Source organism: Streptomyces sp. NPDC002838, assembly GCF_040295365.1.
In the GTDB taxonomy this organism is placed as follows: domain Bacteria; phylum Actinomycetota; class Actinomycetes; order Streptomycetales; family Streptomycetaceae; genus Streptomyces.
Genome location: NZ_JBEOVF010000032.1, coordinates 34212 through 51810, shown reverse-complemented (window position 1 = coordinate 51810; position 17599 = coordinate 34212). Strand labels below are relative to the sequence as shown.

The following is a 17599-nucleotide window of genomic DNA, read 5'->3' as shown; positions in this document are numbered from 1 at the left end:
GCGGGGCTGACCAGTGCCCCCCTCAGGGCCGGGTGCGTTCAAAGCACCTTGCGGTGGACGAGTGCCGAGAGGACGAACGCGCCCGGCGGCAGCGGCAGCCACACCGTCACGACGCGGTAACCGATCACCGTCGCCGTGGCCAGGCCCAGGGGCGCGCCGAACGCGGCCATCGTGAAGACCAGCGCCGCGTCCACGGGGCCGATGCCACCCGGTGCGGGGACGGCGCCGACCGCGGTGCTGGCGGCGAGGAACGCGAAGACCACCTGGGCCCAGGTCATGGGCAGGCCGAGCGAGGCCCCGACGCAGAAGATCACGCTCGCCTGGAGCAGCGGGGTCGCGGCCGCCCCGCCCCACAGGGCGAGCACCCGGCCGGGCATGGTGTGCAGTCGGCGTGCGTCCGTCAGGGCGGTCCGTACGAAGGTGAGGGCCGGGCGGCGCAGCGGTGGTACGGCCGTCACGACCAGCAGGGGTGCGGTGAGGCCGATCGCCAGGGCTCCGGCGCCGAGGAGCAGGGTCCGCCGGTCCGGGACCAGTTCCTCCAGCCGTACCAGGTCGGGGAAGGCCAGCAGGAAGACCAGGAACACCGCGGTCTTCGCGATCGGCCTGACCAGTGAGTACAGCGCGAGTGACGCGGCAGCCCGCGACAGGGGGATCCCGCGGCCCTGCAGAAAGCGCACGGTGACGGCGTGGGCGCCGATGCTCGCCGGGAGCACATGGTTCGCGGCACCGGCGGCGAACTGCGAGGCGAGCAGCAACCCCGGCGGAAGTCGGTCGGGAATGGCGCCCTGCCGGACGCATGCCGCGCACACCCAGCCCAGGCAGGTGAAGAAGACCGCGGCCAGCAGCCACCAGGGATCGGCGGAGGCGAGCCGGGCGGCACCGTCGTACACGGTGCGCCAGTCGATCGCCGCCCACGCCGCGATCAGCAGGAGCGGCAGCAGACTCAGCAGCCTGGGGAGGAGGCGTGCGGTGGGGAACGAGGAGCGGGTGGGGGAGGCAGCGTCAGGGCAGGGGGAGACCGGGGCCGGGGAGGTGGCGGGGAGCGGCCCGGGGAGGTCGTCGAGCGGGAGCAGGGACACGGCGCACGTCGTCCTTCCGCGTCAACGCCCCGCCGGGTGTGCGGGGCGTGACGGATCGAGGCGAGGCAGGGGTACAGACGGGGACGGTGAAAACGTTCCCGCCCCGTGTGACGCCCCGGTGTCCGGGAGCCGAAGGGGCGCGGGCGGGTCGGCGACGTGGTGCGCCGCGGTCCCCAGCGCCGGCATGCCGGAGGTGTCGACCTTGCCGAGTTACTCAGTCACTGTCCTGAATCAGTGATCCATACGCCTGTTGACTTTTGGCTGAATGAGCCAGAGGATTCCGAAAATGACCCGTACCGAGTCAGTGCCCGTCAGCACCGTTCTCCCCGTCGGTCTGGACGAGGCCGCACACCGCTGTCTGGTCGCGGGATTCGACGGCACCACAGCCGTCCCCGACACCCTGAAACGGCTCATCGACCGCGGCCTCGGCGGGGTCATCCTGTTCACGCGCAACGTGCGGGACGCCGAGCAACTGCGCCGGCTCACCGACACGCTGCGGGCCCTGCGCCCCGACCTGCTCGTCGGCATCGACAACGAGGGCGGCGGCATCGGCCACCTCGTGGACGCGGGCGCCCCGGACGTCCCCGGCTGCTACGCCCTCGGCGTCGCCGACGACCCCGCGCTGACCGCCCGCTGCGCCGACGCCCTCGCCGGTCACCTGGCCACGCTCGGCGTCACCGCCTCCTACGCCCCCGTCGCCGACGTCCAGCGGCACCCGGACAACCCGATCGTGCGGACCCGCTCCTTCGGCACCGATCCCGAGCTGGTCTCCCGCCACGTACGCGCCTGGGTCGCCGCCACCGAGGCGCGCGGCGTCGCCTCCTGCGCCAAGCACTTCCCCGGGCACGGCGGCACCGTGACCGACAGCCACCACGAGATGGCGGTCGATCCGCGGCCGTACGGCGAACTCGACCTCGCCCCCTTCCGGGCCGCGATCGCCGCGGGCGTGCCGATGCTGATGAGCGCCCACGTGGTCTTCCCCGAGCTGGACGCCAACCGCCCCGCCACCCTCAGCCGTCGCATCCTGGGCGACCTGCTCCGCCACGACCTCGGCTACGACGGCGTCCTGGTCAGCGACGCCCTGGAGATGAAGGCGATCGCCGACCGCTACGGCGAGGCGGCCGGAGCGCGCATCGCCCTCGCCGCGGGGGCCGACCAGGTCATCGTCGCCGTACCGGATCTCGAGGTCACCCTGTCCTGCCGGGACACCGTGCTGGGCGCCCTGCGCTCCGGTGTGCTGGCCGAGGAGCGCCTGGAGGAGGCCGCGGGGCGGGTGCGGCGGCTCGCCGAGCGGTACGCGACCCCCGCGGCCCAGGTCGCCGCGTGGGACGCGGGGGCTGGGCTGGACGCGGCGCGCCGGGCCGTACGGAGCCGGGGCGGGGCGGCGCCCTTGCGGGGTGCCCATGTCGTCGATCTGTTCCCGCCGCCGCATCCGGCGCTCAACTGGGGTGGTGAGGACCTGCTGAGCGAGCTGCGCGCCGTCGACCCCACGGCCGCGGGTACGTCGGTCGCCGGGGAGCCCGCGGATCCGGCCGCCCTCGTCGACGGGATCGTGCGCGTGTCCCGGCGCACGCCGCTGGTCGTCGCCACCTGCGATGCCGGGCTTCATCCCTGGCAGCGGCATCTGCGGGACGCCCTGCTGGCCCGGCGGCCGGACGCGATACGCGTGGCCACCGGGCTGCCGGAGGACGGTGCCCTGTGCTCCTACGGGCGCGGGCGGGTCAATCTGCGGGCGCTCGCGGAGGCGCTGGCGGGCGCGTAAGGGCTCATGGCAGCCGTACGACCGGCAGCCGTACGACGTCCTTGATCCCGCGCGCCGCCAAGTACTCGGCGTCCTCCGCCCGCGCGGCCAGGACCACCGCCGGGCGCACACCCTCCGTGCGCAGCCGCATCCACGCCTCGAAGTACGCGCCTCCCGGACCGGACGCCGACCGCGTGCCCGGCGCGCAGTCCAGGACCAGGGCGGTGTCGCGCGGCTGCGGGGACGGCGGCTGTGCGCGCAGGTCGGCGACGGTCTCGGCGAGGGCGTCGGCGATCGGCTTGGCACGGCCCGCCGAGTCGAACAGGCCCAGGGTGTACTCCAGTTCCGGATAGTCGGCCAGGGAGCGGTCCACGTCGTGGGAGCACCACCACGTCACACCCCACAGCGTCGCGCACCCGGCCGCGTTCCGTACGGTCGCCCGCGCGAACTCCGGTGCGTCGGCGGCCGGGATGTGCGGCTCCGGCGCGCCCGTCTCCTGGACCCAGACGGGCCGTGCGGGGTCCTCGGCGTACGCCGTGGCGAGTTCCGTGCCGTACTCGGCGAGGTGCAGCACCTGCGGGGAGCGGGGCCCGTAGCGGCGGGCGCAGTCGCCGGAGAACACCCACGGGTGGACGGTGGTCAGGTCGCCCTTGCGGGCCGAGGCCTCGGGGGTGAAGGGGTGGTCGTCGCCGTACCAGGCGGCGTCGTAGGCGGAGTGGGTGGCGAGGTGGCCGGGATGCAGGCCTTCGCGGGTGGCGGCCAGCAGGGTGTCGAGGTAGTGGTCCACCTGTGCGACCGTCACCGGGTTGTGCTCGACCAGGTTGTTGAGCTCGTTGCCGAGTTGGAGACCGAGCAGGTTCGGGCGGTCGGCGAGGGCGTGGCCGAGGGTGCGGAGCAGGTCGGCCTGCGCGGTGATGGCCTCGGGGTCCGTGAACACGTTGCGGTGGTGCCAGCTGCGGGTCCACTCCGGGTAGAAGTCGAAGCTGGACAGGTGGCCCTGCACGCCGTCCACGAGGACGTCCAGGCCGGCTTCGGCCGCCAGGTCGACGAGCCGTACCAACTGGTCGACGGCCGCGGGGCGGATGAGCGTGCGGTTGGGCTGGAGCAGTGGCCAGAGGTGGAAGACGCGGACGTGGTCGAGGCCGAGCCCGGCTATCCGGTCGAGATCCTCGCGGGCGTGCGCGGGGTCGAAGTCGTGCCAGGAGTGGAACCAACCGCGGCGGGGCGTGTAGTTGACGCCGAAGCGGAGCGTGTGGATGGGATCCTCCTCGGGGCTGCCCTTGTGCTGCACGAATGTATCAACCACCATACTCAGTGATGGGCAATGATTTGAACCAGAAACTCGTCGTCGGCCTCGACGCGGGCGGCACCCGCACGCGTGCCGTGCTGGCCGCCGCCGAGGACGGGCGCCCGCTGGGCGAGGGCGCCGCGGGACCCGGCAACGCCATGACCGTGCCGGTGCCGCGACTCACCGACCACCTGGCCGAGGCGCTCGCCCGGGCGGTCCCGCAGGAGGCGCGCGGCAGGGTCGTGGCGGTGGCCGGCGGTTTCGCGGGCGCCACGGCCGCCTCCCCGGACGACCCCGGGCACGTCAATGCCCGGTCCGCCCTCACCGAGGCGCTGCGACGGCTGGGCATCCCGGCCGGCCCGATCGGCATCAGCAGCGACATCGAGGCGGCGTTCGCCTCCGCGCCCGGCACCCCGGCCGGCGGGCTGGCCCTCGTGGCCGGCACCGGCGCGGTCGCGATGCGCATCACCGACCGCCGTGGCACGGCCACCGTCGACGGCGACGGTTGGCTGCTCGGCGACGACGGCAGCGGCTTCTGGATCGGACGCGCGGCGGTACGGGCGGGGCTGCGGATGGCGGACGGGCGGGGGCCGGCGACGGCGCTGGCGGGATCGGTCGGGCAAGCGCTGGGTCTGCCGGGCGAGGTTCTGCCGGGCGGGCCTGTCCTGTCGTACGAGGAAGGCGGCGCCGTGGTCGCCGACTGGCCCCGAGCCCGACGCGAGGCCTACCGGATGCACCTGCTCCCCGCCGTCATGGCCGAGCCTCCGATCCGGCTCGCCCGCCTCGCCCCGCTGGTGGCCGAGGCGGCCGGGGAGAAGGACGCCGTCGCGGTGGCGATCCTGGACGAGGCGGCCGACCAACTGACCGACGCCGTAGGGGCATTGGCGCCTCGACCGGGCGAACCGCTCGTCGCCACCGGCGGCCTGCTGGGTCCCGACGGCCCCCTGACCTCGCGCCTGACCGTCCGCCTCGCGCCGCTCGGGCTGACACTCGACTGGGTGCCCGACGGCTGCCGGGGCGCCGTGGCTCTCGCCCGCCTCGCACACCGCGGCGGCAGCCGGTGAGCGTCACGGGGCAGGAAGCCCCCGCTCTCTACCGCGACCCCGCCGCCCCCCTCGACGCCCGCGTCCGGGACCTGCTCTCCCGGATGACCCTGCGTGAGAAGGTCGGGCAGCTCAACCAGCGGATGTACGGCTGGGACGCCTACCGCCGCACCCCCGACGGCGACTTCGAACTCACCGACGCCCTGTACGCCGAGACCGAGCGCTTCGCCGGACTCGGTGCCCTCTACGGACTCCAGCGCGCCGATGCCTGGTCCGGCGTCGACCACGCGGGCGGGCCCGGTGCGGAGGACGGCGCGGACCTCGCCGACCTGGTGCAGCGGCATGTCGTCGGGCGGAGTCGGCTCGGCATCCCGGCGTTGTTCGTCGAGGAGGTGCCGCACGGGCACATGGCCCTCGACGGCACCGTCCTCCCCGTCAACCTGGCCGGCGGCGCCACCTGGGACCCCGAGCTGTACGAACGCGCCGCCGCCCATGCCGCCGCCGAACTGCGTGCCCGAGGCGGTCACGTGGCTCTCGTCTCGGCGCTCGACATCGCCCGCGATCCCCGCTGGGGCCGGACCGAGGAGTGCTTCGGTGAGGACCCGTACCTGGCGGCCCGCTTCACGGAGGCCCTTGTACGTGGCATGCAGGGGGAGTCCGCCGAGTATTTCGCCGCCGACAAGGTCCCCGTCGTCCTCAAGCACTTCGCCGGGCAGGGCGCCACCGTCGGCGGCCGCAACTCCGCCGAGTCCGAACTCGGGCCCCGGGAACTCCACGAGATCCACCTCCCCGCCGCCCGCGCCGGCGTCCGCGCCGGAGCCGCCGCCGTCATGGCCGCGTACAACGAGGTCGACGGGATGCCCTGTTCCGGCAACCGCGCCCTGCTCACCGGACTCCTCAGGGACGACTGGGGTTTCGAGGGGCTCGTGATGGCCGACGGCCTCGCCGTGGACCGCCTGGCGCGCATCACCGGCGACAAGGTCTCCGCCGGTGCCCTCGCGCTCGACTCCGGTGTCGATTTGAGCCTTTGGGACGAGGGCTTCACGCATCTGGACGAGGCGGTCGCAAGGGGGATGGTGAGCGAAGACGTCCTCGACGCGGCCGTCGCCAGGGTGCTCCGACTCAAGTTCCGCCTGGGGTTGTTCGAGAGGCACGGTGCGAGGACGCCTTCTCCCGCACACGGCCCCGACGTCAGTACGGCCCTCGCCCGGGCCGCGGTCACCCTTCTCCGCAACGACTCAGGCGTCCTGCCCATGACAGAGGCCGTCTCCCGCGTCGCCGTCCTCGGACCCCAGTCCGCCACCACCGCCCATCAGTTGGGGGACTACACCGCCCCGCAACAGCCCGGCACCGGCACCACCGTCCTCGATGGACTACGGCGGCTGGCCCCGCCCGGTGTCGACATCCGCCACGCCCGCGGCTGCGCGCTGACCGGCGACGACCTCTCCGGCATACCCGAGGCAATCGTCGAGGCCGCCGCCTCCGACCTGGCCGTGCTCGTGCTGGGCGGCAGCAGCGCACGTACCCCCGAGACCGACTTCGCCGCCAACGGGGCCGCCCGCACCGCCGTCTCCGAGATGACCTGCGGCGAGGGCGTCGACCTGGCCGGACTGCGGCTGGGGAAGGCCCAGTACGCCCTGTTGGAGGCCGTCACCGCGACAGGGACGCCGACGGTGGTCGTTCTGATCCAGGGCCGACCGCATGTCGTTCCCGACATCGGGGCCGCCCTGCTCACCGCCTGGTACCCGGGCCCGTGGGGCGGCCAGGCGATCGCCGAGGTACTGCTCGGACTGGCAGAGCCGGTCGGGCGGCTTCCGGTCTCCGTACCGCGCTCCGCGGCCCAACTCCCCGTCTACTACAACCACAAGGACACCGAGTACGGCGGCTACGTGGACGAAAGCGCCGAGCCGCTCTACTCCTTCGGGCACGGGCTGTCGTACACGAGCTTCGCGTACGGCCCACCGCGGTTCTCCGGCCGTACCGTCGAGGTCGACGTCACCAACACGGGTGCGCGGCACGGGCGTACTGTCGTCCAGCTGTACGTCCGTCGGCTGCTCATTCGAGTGTGGCCGCGCACCCTCGAACTGTGTGCGTTCGAGGGTGTCGATCTCGCGCCGGGCGAGTGCCGTACGGTCGCCATGCCCCTCCGTACCGAGCAACTCGCACCGGCCGGCGCCGTCGAGATCCGCGTCGCCGAGTCGTCCCGGGCCGCGCTCACCGCCGTACCCGCGGTGCTGGATCTCAGAGTTTGACGGCCCCCGAGGAAACCCCCTTGTAGAACCACCGCTGCGTGATCACGAACAGCACCAGCACCGGGATCACCGAGATCACCGAACCCGCCATCACCAGCCGCTGGTCGTAGCCGAAGGACGAGGTCTGGAGCCGCGCCAGACCCAGCGTCAGCGTGAAGTGCTCCTCCGTGCGCAGCACGATCAGCGGCCAGAGGAAGTCGTCCCAGGCGCTGATGAAGGTGTTGATGGTGACGACCAGGATCGCGCCGTAGGCGGAGGGCAGGTAGAGGTGGCGGAACCGCTTCCACTCGCCCGCTCCGTCCAGCATCGCCGCGTCCTCGATCTCGCGCGGCACGGAGAGGAACGCGGCCCGCATGATCAGGACGTTGATCGCGGCGACGAAGCCGGGCAGCCAGACGCCGACCAGGTTGTCGACCAGGCCCAGGTCGCGGATGCTGAGGAACAGCGACACCATGATCGACTCGAAGGGGAACATCATGGACGCCATCAGCAGCACCCAGACCAGCTTGCGGCCCTTCCAGCCGGGCTTGGAGAGCATGTACCCGGCCATGGTGGAGAAGGCGAGCTGGCTGGTGATGGAGATGACGGCGACGAACACGCTGTTCCTGATGTACGTCCACACCGGGACCTGGTCGAAGACCTTCTCGTAGGCCCGCAGGGTCGGGTCGCGCGGGATCAGTGAGGCGCCCGCGCCGAAGACGTCCTCGCCGGCGCCCTTGAGGGACGACAGCACCTGCCACAGCAGCGGGCCCACGGTGATGAACAGGACGAACACCAACAGCAGGTAACGGACGACCAGTTGGCGGGGACGGCCGTAGTCCCGCCAGCGCGGCATCAGGCGCCGGCGCCGCTCTACCGCCGTCGTCATGACTCGTCCTCCTTCGTCAGACGCTGCGCGAGCAGCGTGAGGCCCAGCGTGAGTGCGAAGAGGGCGACGCTGACGGCCGCGCCGTAGCCGGCGTTGCCGGTGAGCGGGTCGAGGCCGACGTCCCTGATGTAGAAGGGGAGCGTCCGGTCGGCGCCGCCGGGGCCGCCGGTGGAGCCGCCGAGCATGTAGATCTCGGTGAAGATCCGCAGGGAGCCGATGCCCGTCAGCGTGCCGACCAGCATCATCGACTGCCGTACGCCGGGCACGGTGACGTGCCAGAAGCGGCGGACCACGCCGGCGCCGTCGACGGCCGCCGCCTCGTGCAGCTCCCGGGGGACGTTCCCCAGCGCGGCCAGGTAGAAGATCATGTACCAGCCGAGGCCCTTCCACAGCGTCAGACCCATCGCCGACAGCAGGATCAGCCAGGAGTCGGACAGGAACGGGATGGCCTCCCGGATGATGTGCGCCTTCTGCAGCCAGGTGTTGACCAGGCCCTGGTCGCTCAACAGCCACTGCCAGCTCAGACCGACGACCACGCTGGAGGCGAGGACGGGGGTGTAGAAGGCGGAGCGGAAGAAGCCGATCCCGGGGAGGTTCTTCTCGACGAGGATCGCGAGCAGCAGGGGCAGCAGGACCATCAGGGGGACGACGATCACCGCGTACAGGACGCTGTTGCGGGTCGCGAGCCAGAAGTCCGAGTCGCCCAGCATCCGGGTGTAGTTGTCCAGGCCCACCAGGTTGTACGCGCCGCCGAGCGGCTTGGCGTCGGTGAAGGACACCAGGATCGTGTTGAGGAAGGGGAAGACCCCGAAGACCGTCGTGCCGATGATCGCGGGGGTCATCCACAGCCAGGGCAGCCACCAGCGGCGGTAGAGCGCCGCGCCCCCCGCGTCCGCGGTCGGGCCAGGGGCCACGGAACGGAGGACGCGGCGCAGGCGCCCCGGCGTGTCGGGCGAGGGGGAAGTGCCGGGGCGCTTGGCGCCCGCCCCAAGGGGAGGCGGGACGGACGCCTGGTCGAGAGTGCGCTGAGCCATCGTCAGCTGCCCTGCTCGATCAGCTCGTTGGCCTTGGACTGCGCCTCCTTGAGGGCGTCCTCGGCGCTCTTCTTGCCCTGCATGGCGAGCTGGATCTGGGCCGAGATGGCGTTCAACTCGCCGGGGGTGAGGGCGATCTCGTCGGCCGTGGCGGTCTTGCGATCGCTGGCGACGATCTTGCGGGCCTCGCCGAAGGGGTCGTCGCCCTTGACCGACTGGAAGAACGGGTCGTCCAGGGAGGTCGTGGTGGACGGGAAGATCACGACGTTCGGGTCCTTCGCCCACTCCAGCTGGTTCTCGGCGTTGGTCAGGAACTGTGCGAAGGAGAGCGCGGTCGCCGCGTTCTTGCTGGTGGACGCGACGCCGATGTACTGCGGGGCGCCGACGGTGTGGCCGAGGTCGTCCAGCATGAAGCGGGCGACGCCGGTCTTCTTGTAGACGGTCGGGTTGTTCTGCTGGATGAAGCGCAGGAAGTTGGGGTTGGTGGGGCCGTAGGCCAGCTTGCCCTGGCCGTAGACGTTGGCCGGGTCCTGGGTGGAGGAGAGGGAGTCCCTGGGCATCCCCCCGCTCTTGTACAGCTTCGTCATGGCCTCGACCCACTGAACGGTCTTCGGGTCGTCGGCGAAGGTGAACTTCTTGCCGTCGGCGGACAGGATCTCGATGCCCATCTGCTGCCAGTCGGCCGGGATGCGCAGTTGCGGGTTGGCCAGGAAGGCGAAGTACTTGCCGCCCGAGGCCTTGGCTATCTTCTCGGCGTCGTCGAACAGACCGAGGACGGTCGTCGGAGGTTTGGCCGGATCCAGGCCCGCCTTCTCCAGCAGTTCGGTGTTGAAGGTCTGCACGATGCCACCGGAGTACCAGGGCAGCACACTGTGCACCTCGGTGCCGGAGGCGTCCGGGTACAGGCTCGACTTCCACAGCGCGGGGACGAACGGCTCGCCCGCGTCCGGTGCCTTCTTGTCCAGGTCGAGCAGGTAGCCGTTCTTGGTGAGCGCGATCGCCGTGTTGACGTTGATGTTCACCACGTCCGGCAGCGTGCAGCCCTGCGCGTCCGCGACCAGGCGCTGGGTGAAGGTGGCGTCGCCGGGATCGTCGATCCACTTGATCTCGGTGCCGGGATGCGCCTTCTCGAAGGCGTCGATCACGCCGTTGAAGTAGTCCCCGAAGTCCTTCTTCAGGTTCGTGGTCTGGAAGGTGATCTTGCCCTTGACGTCGCCGGTGAGCTTCCCCGACCCCACGTTGCCCTTGTCGACCTTGCAGCCGCCGGCGGTGGCGTCGTCGCCGTCGGAGCCGCCGGACAGGCCGCAGCCGGCGGCGGTCAAGGACAGGACCGCGATACAGGTCAGGGTGCGGGTCAGTCTTCTAGCGCGCATTGTCGTGTGCCCTCCTGCGACCGGGAAGCCAGGATGTGCTGGTTCAATTAACCAACTTCAGCTCCGATTGATGAAAATGTGGACCACAATTCATCGGAGGTCAATGGGTGCCGTGTTGCTTTTAGGTTCCGGCCGGCTCAGGCCCGCTCCGGCCCGGGTCAGTGCCGGTGCTCGTGGTCCGGGTGCGCCGGATCTCCGGGGTGCTCGTGTCCCGCGGCGTACACCACGCCCGTACGGGCCCGGTCCAGCCAGTCGAAGAAGGACCGCCGTCCGCCCGCCCGCCGCAGCTCCCGCACGATGCCGCCGCGCACGTCCTCGTACGGCAGGAAGTCCGCCTCCGCCGCCCCGCCGAAGGGGTCGACCCCGCGCCGGAGCGCCTCGGGTGTGAGGAAGCGGTCCCGGTTGCGGTCGTAGTAGTCGTGTACGGCCGCTTCGGGGACGTGCTGCTCGCGCTCAAGCTCTGCCAGCAGCACGCGCGCCGCCGGGGAGTGGGCGAGCGCCGCCGCGACGATGCTGCCGAGGTCGGCGACATCGGTCTCGGCCACGGCGAGCACCTGGGCCGGCGACACCTCCGAGGGAGGTTTCAGTCCCCGATCCGCGCAGGCCCGGCGGGCGAGCTCGTCGGTGACCACCACCTGGGTCGCCCAGCGCCGCCGCTGCCGTTCGGCGCGGGCGAGGGCCTCGGGGCGGGTCTCGCGGTCGCGGGCCGGGACGGCCCTCAGCAGGGCGTCCACGCGGTCTCGTGCGACCGCTTCCCCGTGCACCAGGGCCGCAGGCTCGGTCACGGCGTCACCTCCAGCGCGACGGCCTCCGTGTAGGCGACGCAGCCGTGCCAGGCGACCTTCGCCATCAGCCAGTACGACCCCGGCGGCACCGCCGAGCCGTCCACCTCGATCACGCACTGAAGCTCCTGCCCGCCGGCCACGGTGAAGCCCTGGCAGCCCGGCCCGACCCCCGGCCAGGTGCCCCAGGACGACACGGCCCACAGCTGCCCGGAGACCGGCCCCCGGGTGGTGTTGCGCACGGTCACCGGAACCCGGGCCCGCCGGCCCTCGCGTACGGCGACCCGCTCCGCACCCAGTCGGGACACCAGCGTCGGCCCGGTGTGTCCGTCGGGCACGTCCAGGGCCACGACGTCCTCGTACGTCTGCCCGCCGTACGACAGCCGGGCGGCCAGCCAGTGGCGGCCCGGCTCGGCGTCCGGCGGGGGCGTCACCGTGACCTCGGCCAGGCTGAACCCGCCCGGCCCCAACGCGTAGGGCAGCTCGGCGGGTTGGACGGACCAGCCGGGCGGCACCTCGAAGGTCACCGTGCCCGACACCGGCGCGTCGGTCAGCTCCGAGCCGACCCGGACGGTCGCGGTGACGGGACCGGCGGCGGTGAGAGCGGCGGGCGAGACATAGACGGCGACGGGCATGTTGCCGCGTGGGGCGGGGCCGGAGTTGTGCAGCCAGTAGCGGGTGTGCACGGGCTGGGCGGGCTCGTGGGCGGCGACTCCCGGGCCGGAGGCCGGCTCGGTCCCTGTCGAGGGCGTGGCCAGCACCGTGGCCACCTCGAAGCCGGTCAGACCGACGTCCAGGACTCCGTTGCCGTCAGGCGCAAGCGGTTCCCCGGGCCGCTCCAGTACGTCCACACGAGCGCCCCGCCTCCACTCCAGCGGCCCGCGCACCCGCGCCCGCACCGGCCGCCCGTTCGCCTCGTGCATCCGTACGACGACCCCGCGCCCGGGGTCGGCGGGAGCCACGCTGCCCCGGGCGAGCGGGGAGCCGAGGGGCTTGAGGGCGTCGAGCAGTACCTCGCGGGCGGGCTCCAGCGTCAGCAGGGAGACGCTCCTGGGCAGCAGCGCGGGGGCCGCGGAGCTCTCGGAGCCGGTCCGCAGCCGCGCGGTGAGCGGATGGTTGAACTCGTGCCCCCGCGCGGGAAGTCGGAGCTCACGCCAGTCTCCGTGGCCCGCCACGACGGCGTACTCGAAGGTGTGCGACCAGCGCTGGAGCTGGAACGCCGAACCGTCGGGGGCCGTACGGCGCGGCGGGTCGACCCAGATGCCGGACGGCCAGCCGGTGCACGAGCGCATCAGGGACATGTGGAGGTCACCGGAGGCGGTGACCACGCAGCCGGGCGTGCCCCGGTTGAGGACGGCGAAGCCGCGCCCGTCCCAGGCGTCGCCCGGCGGCAGCGCCTCGCCGCCGCCCGCCGCCGTGGCCGTGACGGTCGCGTCGTCCAGGTCGGCGATCAGCGCGTCGACCGCCTTGGCGTCGTCCTCGGGGCGGGCGCCCGCCACCACCAGCAGCGGCAGCCGTTCGAGGTCCCGCAGATCGGCGCCCGGCACCCACTCCTCGCGCAGTCCCGCCCGCGGAGCCACCCATACGGCCGCCACCCCCCGCTCGGCCAGCTGGCGTCCGAGTTCCCGCCCGGCGGCCGGATCCCAGCCCAGCGCCTCGGCGACCACGGCGTTGCGGTCGGGGCCGCCGATCGCGATCCGGATGTCGGGGAGGTTGGAGTCGACCTCGAGGTCGCCGTAACGCGGTCCGCCCGCGATGGTCGAGGTCGCGGTGACGCCCGCGCGGACGAGGGCCGCCGCGAGCGGGGTGCCGAGGTCACCGGCGGTGTCCCAGTCCGCGTACACCAGCTCGGCGACCCCGATGGCACGCTGGCCGAGGTAGGCGCCGGAGTCGTCCTGGACCGCGACCCGCGCGGTGGAGCCGAGGCCGAACCAGGTGTTCGCGGGGTTGTCCAGCGTCCACGGGAACCGCTCGCTGTCCACCTCCACGAACCCGAACCCGCGCCCGATCACCGCGTCCGCCACCTCGTGCACCGGCAGACCGCCCCGCACGTCGGAGGGCCAGCGCACCCGGATGAGCCGGTCGGCGCCGTCATAGCCGTCGATGGTGGTGGACACGTCGAGCCGGTCGACGCCCTTCCACAGACACAGCCTCTGTGTGTACCGGAACAGGCCGAGGTCGGCGGTGACGGTGACACGGGACCCGGCCGGAGAATGTTCCACTTTCACGGAAGCTGTCACATTCCGGCCGCGAGCGACCGTGGTGCCGGTCGGGGTCAGGTGCCACGGCCCCTCGCCGAAGCGGGGGTGCCTCGGGTACTCCTCCTGGACGACGAGCTCGTTCCCGATGTCGCCGGGCCGCAGCAGCTCCCGGCCGCCCTCGCCCTCGGCGAGCGCCCGCAGACCGCTGACGCCGCCACCGCGCGCCGGGTCGACCGTCACCTCGTAGAACTCGTTGCGGATCGTCGTCCCCTCGCCCGGGGCCCACCCGGGTACGGAACCCTCGGCGAGCGGGAGCGCCTTGAGGCCGATGCCCGGCACCTCCGGTACGACGACCCGCAGCTGCCCGTCGTCCTCGCGTACGGCGGGCAGTGGCTGGAAGGCGTCGTCCAGCGGGACCCGCCCGGGATCGGCGACCGTCAGCACGTCCCGCCGTGCCCAGCTCGCGGAGTTGAAGACGACCAGGTCGGGGCCGCTGCCGGGGGTGACCCGGTCGGCGAGGGCGCCGGTGGCGTCGGCGTGCACCGTCTCGGCGAGGTCGGCGAGCTCCCGCCAGCCGGTGAGCAGGTCGATGTAGACCTGGTCGGACTCGGAGCCGGTGATGGCGTCGTGGTGGGCGCCGTAGATCAGCTGCCGCCAGGCCTTGTCGAGCGCCGCGTCGGGATAGGCGTGCCCGGTGACGAGCGAGGCGAGCGTCGCCCAGGCCTCCGCGTCGGCGAGCAGCGTCTCGCCGTACCGCTGGGCCTGCTTGGTGTCGATGTAGGAGACGTCCTTGCCGGTGTAGACCGGGTTCATGTCCCGGGTCTGCGGCGAGGCCTTGCGGCCCTCCGCGTCGAGCTCGGCCCGTACGGCGGCGAAGAAGTCCCGCGGGATCGCGCTGACGAAGCGCGGCCAGACGTACCGGGCGTTCCAGTCCCGGTGGATGTCCATCACCCAGCGGCACGGCGGTGCGTAGTCCCCGCCGACGGGCAGCAGCACGTTGCGGGTGAGCGCGACCTTCTTCAGCCCCTTGAACAGCTTGAGGGCGGCCGCCTCCGCCTCGGGCAGGGTCGGCGCGTTGTCGATCGCCCAGCCGGCGCCGTAGTGGTTGACCATGTACGCGGTCAGCAGCCCGCGTCCCGAGGGGGCGATCCAGCTGAACTCCGCCGGGAACTGCATCCGCCGCGGATCCCGGGGCTCCTCGCCGAACACCGACAGCGTGGGCCCCCACTGGTGGAACGGCCCGCGCGCCCACGAACTCGAGGTGACGCCTGCGTCCGCCATCAGCCCCGGGAACTGCGGATCGTGCCCGAAGGCGTCCAGCTGCCAGGCGGTTTCGGGAGCGGCTCCCAGGATCGCGCGCTGGAAACCGTCCCCGTAGAGAGCGTTGCGTACGGTCGCCTCGGCGCCGGTGAGGTTGGTGTTCGGCTCGTTGTAGGTGCCGCCCATGATCTCGACGCGGCCGGTGCGGATCAGCTCGCGCAGGAAGGCCCGCTCCTCGGGGAAGGCGTCCCAGTACGGCTTGAGGTAGTCGACCTCCGCGAGCACGAAGGTGTACGCCGGGTCGCGCCGCGCCAGATCGCAGTGCGCCCGCACCAGACTCATCCCGGACTGGCCGCGCGAGTCGAAGGTGCGGGCGGGCAGGCCGGTCGTGGCCGGGTCGTCGGCGACGTCCCAGGTCTCGGTGTAGGCGGCCTGGGTGTTCCACCAGACGGGGTCGTAGTGGAAGTGGCTGACCATGAACATGGTCCAGCCGGGTTCGGCAGCGGTGAACTCACCTGTGTGGTGGGCGAGTCGGTCTCCTTCGGCGGCGGTCACCGTGATGTCGCGGCGCTCACCGACCGCGAGATCGCTGAGCACGGGTATCTCGGCGCGTACGGTGCCGTCGTCGGCCGCTGTGGCGTCGGCCTCTCCGGTGATGCCGGGGCCCTCGACCGTGAGGCGGACGGTCCGGCCCGGGGTGTGGCTCAGCTCGACGGCCACCACCTGGCGCGGCTGCTCGGCGGTTCCGGCGAAGAGCTCGGTCGACTCGACAGAGATGACGCGCATGAGGCTCCTACGAGGATGCTCGGCGGAGCCCCATCGTGGCACCGAGGGGATGGTTCAAACAACCATCTTCACGTTTCCTCGGTGGTTCATCCATGCATGCCCGGACACCCTCAGCGAGCCCGGCGCGACTTCACCGCGTGCTGCCCGGCGATGTGGTCGGTCAGCGCCAGCGAGGCGCTCGCGCGCTGGTAGGAGAGCTGGGCGACCCGGACGTACAGGCAGTCGATGAGCACCAGCACGGAGTGCCGGGCGCCGATGATGCCGGTGGGGAAGCTGGTCTCCGAGGTGGAGGAGATGAGCCGGATGTCGGCGGCCCGGGCGAGCGGCGAGCGCGGGTCGGCGGTGAGTACGACGGTCGTGGCACCGCGCTCCTTGGCCAGCTCCAACGGCTCGATCGTCTCCCGGGTCGCCCCGGAGTGGGAGATGCCGATGGCGACGTCCGCCGGGGTGAGCAGGGCGGCGGAGGTGGCCGCGGCGTGCACCTCGGTCCAGCCGCGCACCGCGCAGCCGATGCGGAACAGCCGGGTCTCGGTCTCCTGGGCCACCGCCCCGCTGCCGCCGACGCCGTAGACGTCGATCCGCCGGGCCCGGGCCATGGCCTGCGCCGCCCGCTCGATCGCGTCGAGGTCGATCCGGTCGATGGTCTGCTGTACCGCGCGCAGGTCCGCGCTGCCGACGACCTGCACCACCCGCTCCAGGTCGTCGTCGGGGGAGATGTCCGGGCCGATCTCGGCGGTGCCCCAGTCGGAGACCTCGCCGCGGCCGCGCTCCTGGGCCAGCTCGATCAGCAGATGCTGGTAGGAGTCGAGGCCGATCGCACGGCAGAAACGGGTCACCGTCGCCTGGGAGGTGCCGGTGCGGCGGCCCAGCTCGGCGGCCGAGCAGTGGGTGACGGCGGCCGGATCCTCCAGGATCAGCTCGCCGACCTTCCGCAGGGAGCCGGCCAGCCGGGGCAGCTCGGTGCGGATCAGTGTGGTGACGTCGGTCGGGGGCATGGGAAGAATGTACCAGCCACCGTTCAGGGGGCGGATTGAATACCAGGACCGTCCTATGATTTATTGATTCACCGATGGAGATGCATAGGGTGGTTCAATCCATCAGCTAGGGGAGTGTCGCGTGTCCGTCCAGTCCGTCAGCGCCCAGGGGTTCGCGCGCGAGAGCCTGGCCGTCCTCCAGCATGTCACCGAGTCCGCCCGCGACGACGTGGCGCGCGCCGCCGAACTGATCGCCGGGTGCGTGCGCACGGACGGAGTGATCCAGGCCTTCGGCACCGGCCACTCCCAGGCGACAGTCCTCGAACTGGCCGGTCGCGCAGGCGGGTTGGTGCCCACCAACCGGCTGAGCATCGCCGACCTCGTCCTGTACGGCGGCGACGACCCGAGCGTCCTCGACGACCCGCTCCTGGAACGCCGGCCGGGTGTGGCCGCGCGACTCTACGACCTCGCCGCCCCGCACCCCCAGGACCTCTTCGTCGTCATCTCCAACTCCGGCGTCAACAACGTGATCGTGGAGATGGCGCTGCACGCCAGGACGCGGGGCCACCGCGTCCTGGCCATCACCTCCCTCACCCACACCCGGGCCGTCCCCGCCGCCCACCCGAGCGGCAAGAAGCTCGCCGACCTCGCCGACGTCGTCCTCGACAACGCGGCCCCGCGCGGCGACGCCCTCCTGGAACTCCCCGGCGGGGGCGCGGTCTGCGCCCTGTCCACGCTCACCGGCGTGATGCTGGTCCAGATGGCGGTCGCGGAGGCGTCGGCCCTGCTGCTCGCCGCCGGGGAGCAGCCGCCGGTGTACGTCTCGGCCAACGTGCCCGGCGGCTTCGAGGGCAACCTGGAGCTGGAGAAGCGGTACGCCGGCCGGATCCGGCGCACCGCCAGTTGACCTACTCCAGA

Annotated in this window: 12 protein-coding genes; 4 read left to right on the top strand and 8 right to left on the bottom strand. The window is 72.3% G+C overall.

Features of this window, described 5'->3' with window-relative positions; genetic code table 11:
- Positions 1-38: 38 nt before the first annotated feature.
- Positions 39-1079, bottom strand: a complete 1041-nt coding sequence (locus ABT063_RS32985; RefSeq protein ID WP_351063467.1) for a lysylphosphatidylglycerol synthase transmembrane domain-containing protein — start codon at positions 1077-1079, stop codon at positions 39-41.
- 286 nt (positions 1080-1365) lie between these two features.
- On the opposite strand from ABT063_RS32985, the gene ABT063_RS32980 reads away from it, so the two are divergent.
- Positions 1366-2841 carry a glycoside hydrolase family 3 N-terminal domain-containing protein gene (locus tag ABT063_RS32980; RefSeq protein ID WP_351063465.1) on the top strand — a complete coding sequence of 492 codons (1476 nt, stop codon included), beginning with the start codon at positions 1366-1368 and terminating at the stop codon, positions 2839-2841.
- Positions 2842-2845: 4 nt separating this feature from the next.
- Here ABT063_RS32980 and ABT063_RS32975 read toward each other — a convergent pair whose 3' ends face one another.
- Positions 2846-4129, bottom strand: coding sequence for a glycoside hydrolase 5 family protein (locus tag ABT063_RS32975; protein ID WP_351063463.1), 1284 nt, complete (start codon positions 4127-4129; stop codon positions 2846-2848).
- Positions 4130-4137: 8 nt separating this feature from the next.
- Between ABT063_RS32975 and ABT063_RS32970 the strand changes: the two genes are divergently transcribed.
- Both ABT063_RS32970 and ABT063_RS32965 read left to right on the top strand, forming a co-directional pair.
- The gene (locus tag ABT063_RS32970; RefSeq protein ID WP_351063461.1) at positions 4138-5172 is read left to right on the top strand and encodes an N-acetylglucosamine kinase; all 1035 of its coding nucleotides are present in this window, start codon (positions 4138-4140) and stop codon (positions 5170-5172) included.
- Entirely contained in the window at positions 5169-7403 is a 2235-nt protein-coding gene (locus tag ABT063_RS32965; RefSeq protein WP_351063459.1) for a glycoside hydrolase family 3 N-terminal domain-containing protein, read from the top strand. The genes ABT063_RS32970 and ABT063_RS32965 overlap by 4 nt, the downstream gene beginning before the upstream one ends.
- Here ABT063_RS32965 and ABT063_RS32960 read toward each other — a convergent pair.
- The 6 genes from ABT063_RS32960 to ABT063_RS32935 form a co-directional block, all read right to left on the bottom strand.
- Positions 7393-8271, bottom strand: coding sequence for a carbohydrate ABC transporter permease (locus ABT063_RS32960; RefSeq protein WP_351063457.1), 879 nt, complete (start codon positions 8269-8271; stop codon positions 7393-7395). The genes ABT063_RS32965 and ABT063_RS32960 overlap by 11 nt on opposite strands.
- Positions 8268-9305, bottom strand: coding sequence for a carbohydrate ABC transporter permease (locus ABT063_RS32955; protein ID WP_351063455.1), 1038 nt, complete (start codon positions 9303-9305; stop codon positions 8268-8270). The genes ABT063_RS32960 and ABT063_RS32955 overlap by 4 nt, the downstream gene beginning before the upstream one ends.
- 2 nt (positions 9306-9307) lie before the next feature.
- Positions 9308-10678 (bottom strand): ABC transporter substrate-binding protein, encoded by a 1371-nt coding sequence (locus tag ABT063_RS32950; RefSeq protein WP_351063453.1) that lies wholly within the window; start codon positions 10676-10678, stop codon positions 9308-9310.
- 158 nt (positions 10679-10836) lie between these two features.
- Positions 10837-11463 (bottom strand): peptidyl-prolyl cis-trans isomerase, encoded by a 627-nt coding sequence (locus tag ABT063_RS32945; protein WP_351063451.1) that lies wholly within the window; start codon positions 11461-11463, stop codon positions 10837-10839.
- Entirely contained in the window at positions 11460-15707 is a 4248-nt protein-coding gene (locus ABT063_RS32940) for a glycoside hydrolase family 38 N-terminal domain-containing protein (protein WP_351063449.1), read from the bottom strand. The genes ABT063_RS32945 and ABT063_RS32940 overlap by 4 nt, the downstream gene beginning before the upstream one ends.
- A 110-nt stretch (positions 15708-15817) precedes the next feature.
- Positions 15818-16702, bottom strand: coding sequence for a MurR/RpiR family transcriptional regulator (locus ABT063_RS32935; protein ID WP_351063448.1), 885 nt, complete (start codon positions 16700-16702; stop codon positions 15818-15820).
- A gap of 121 nt (positions 16703-16823) precedes the next feature.
- On the opposite strand from ABT063_RS32935, the gene ABT063_RS32930 reads away from it, so the two are divergent.
- Positions 16824-17588 carry a sugar isomerase domain-containing protein gene (locus ABT063_RS32930; protein ID WP_351063447.1) on the top strand — a complete coding sequence of 255 codons (765 nt, stop codon included), beginning with the start codon at positions 16824-16826 and terminating at the stop codon, positions 17586-17588.
- The last annotated feature ends 11 nt before the right edge of the window (positions 17589-17599 follow it).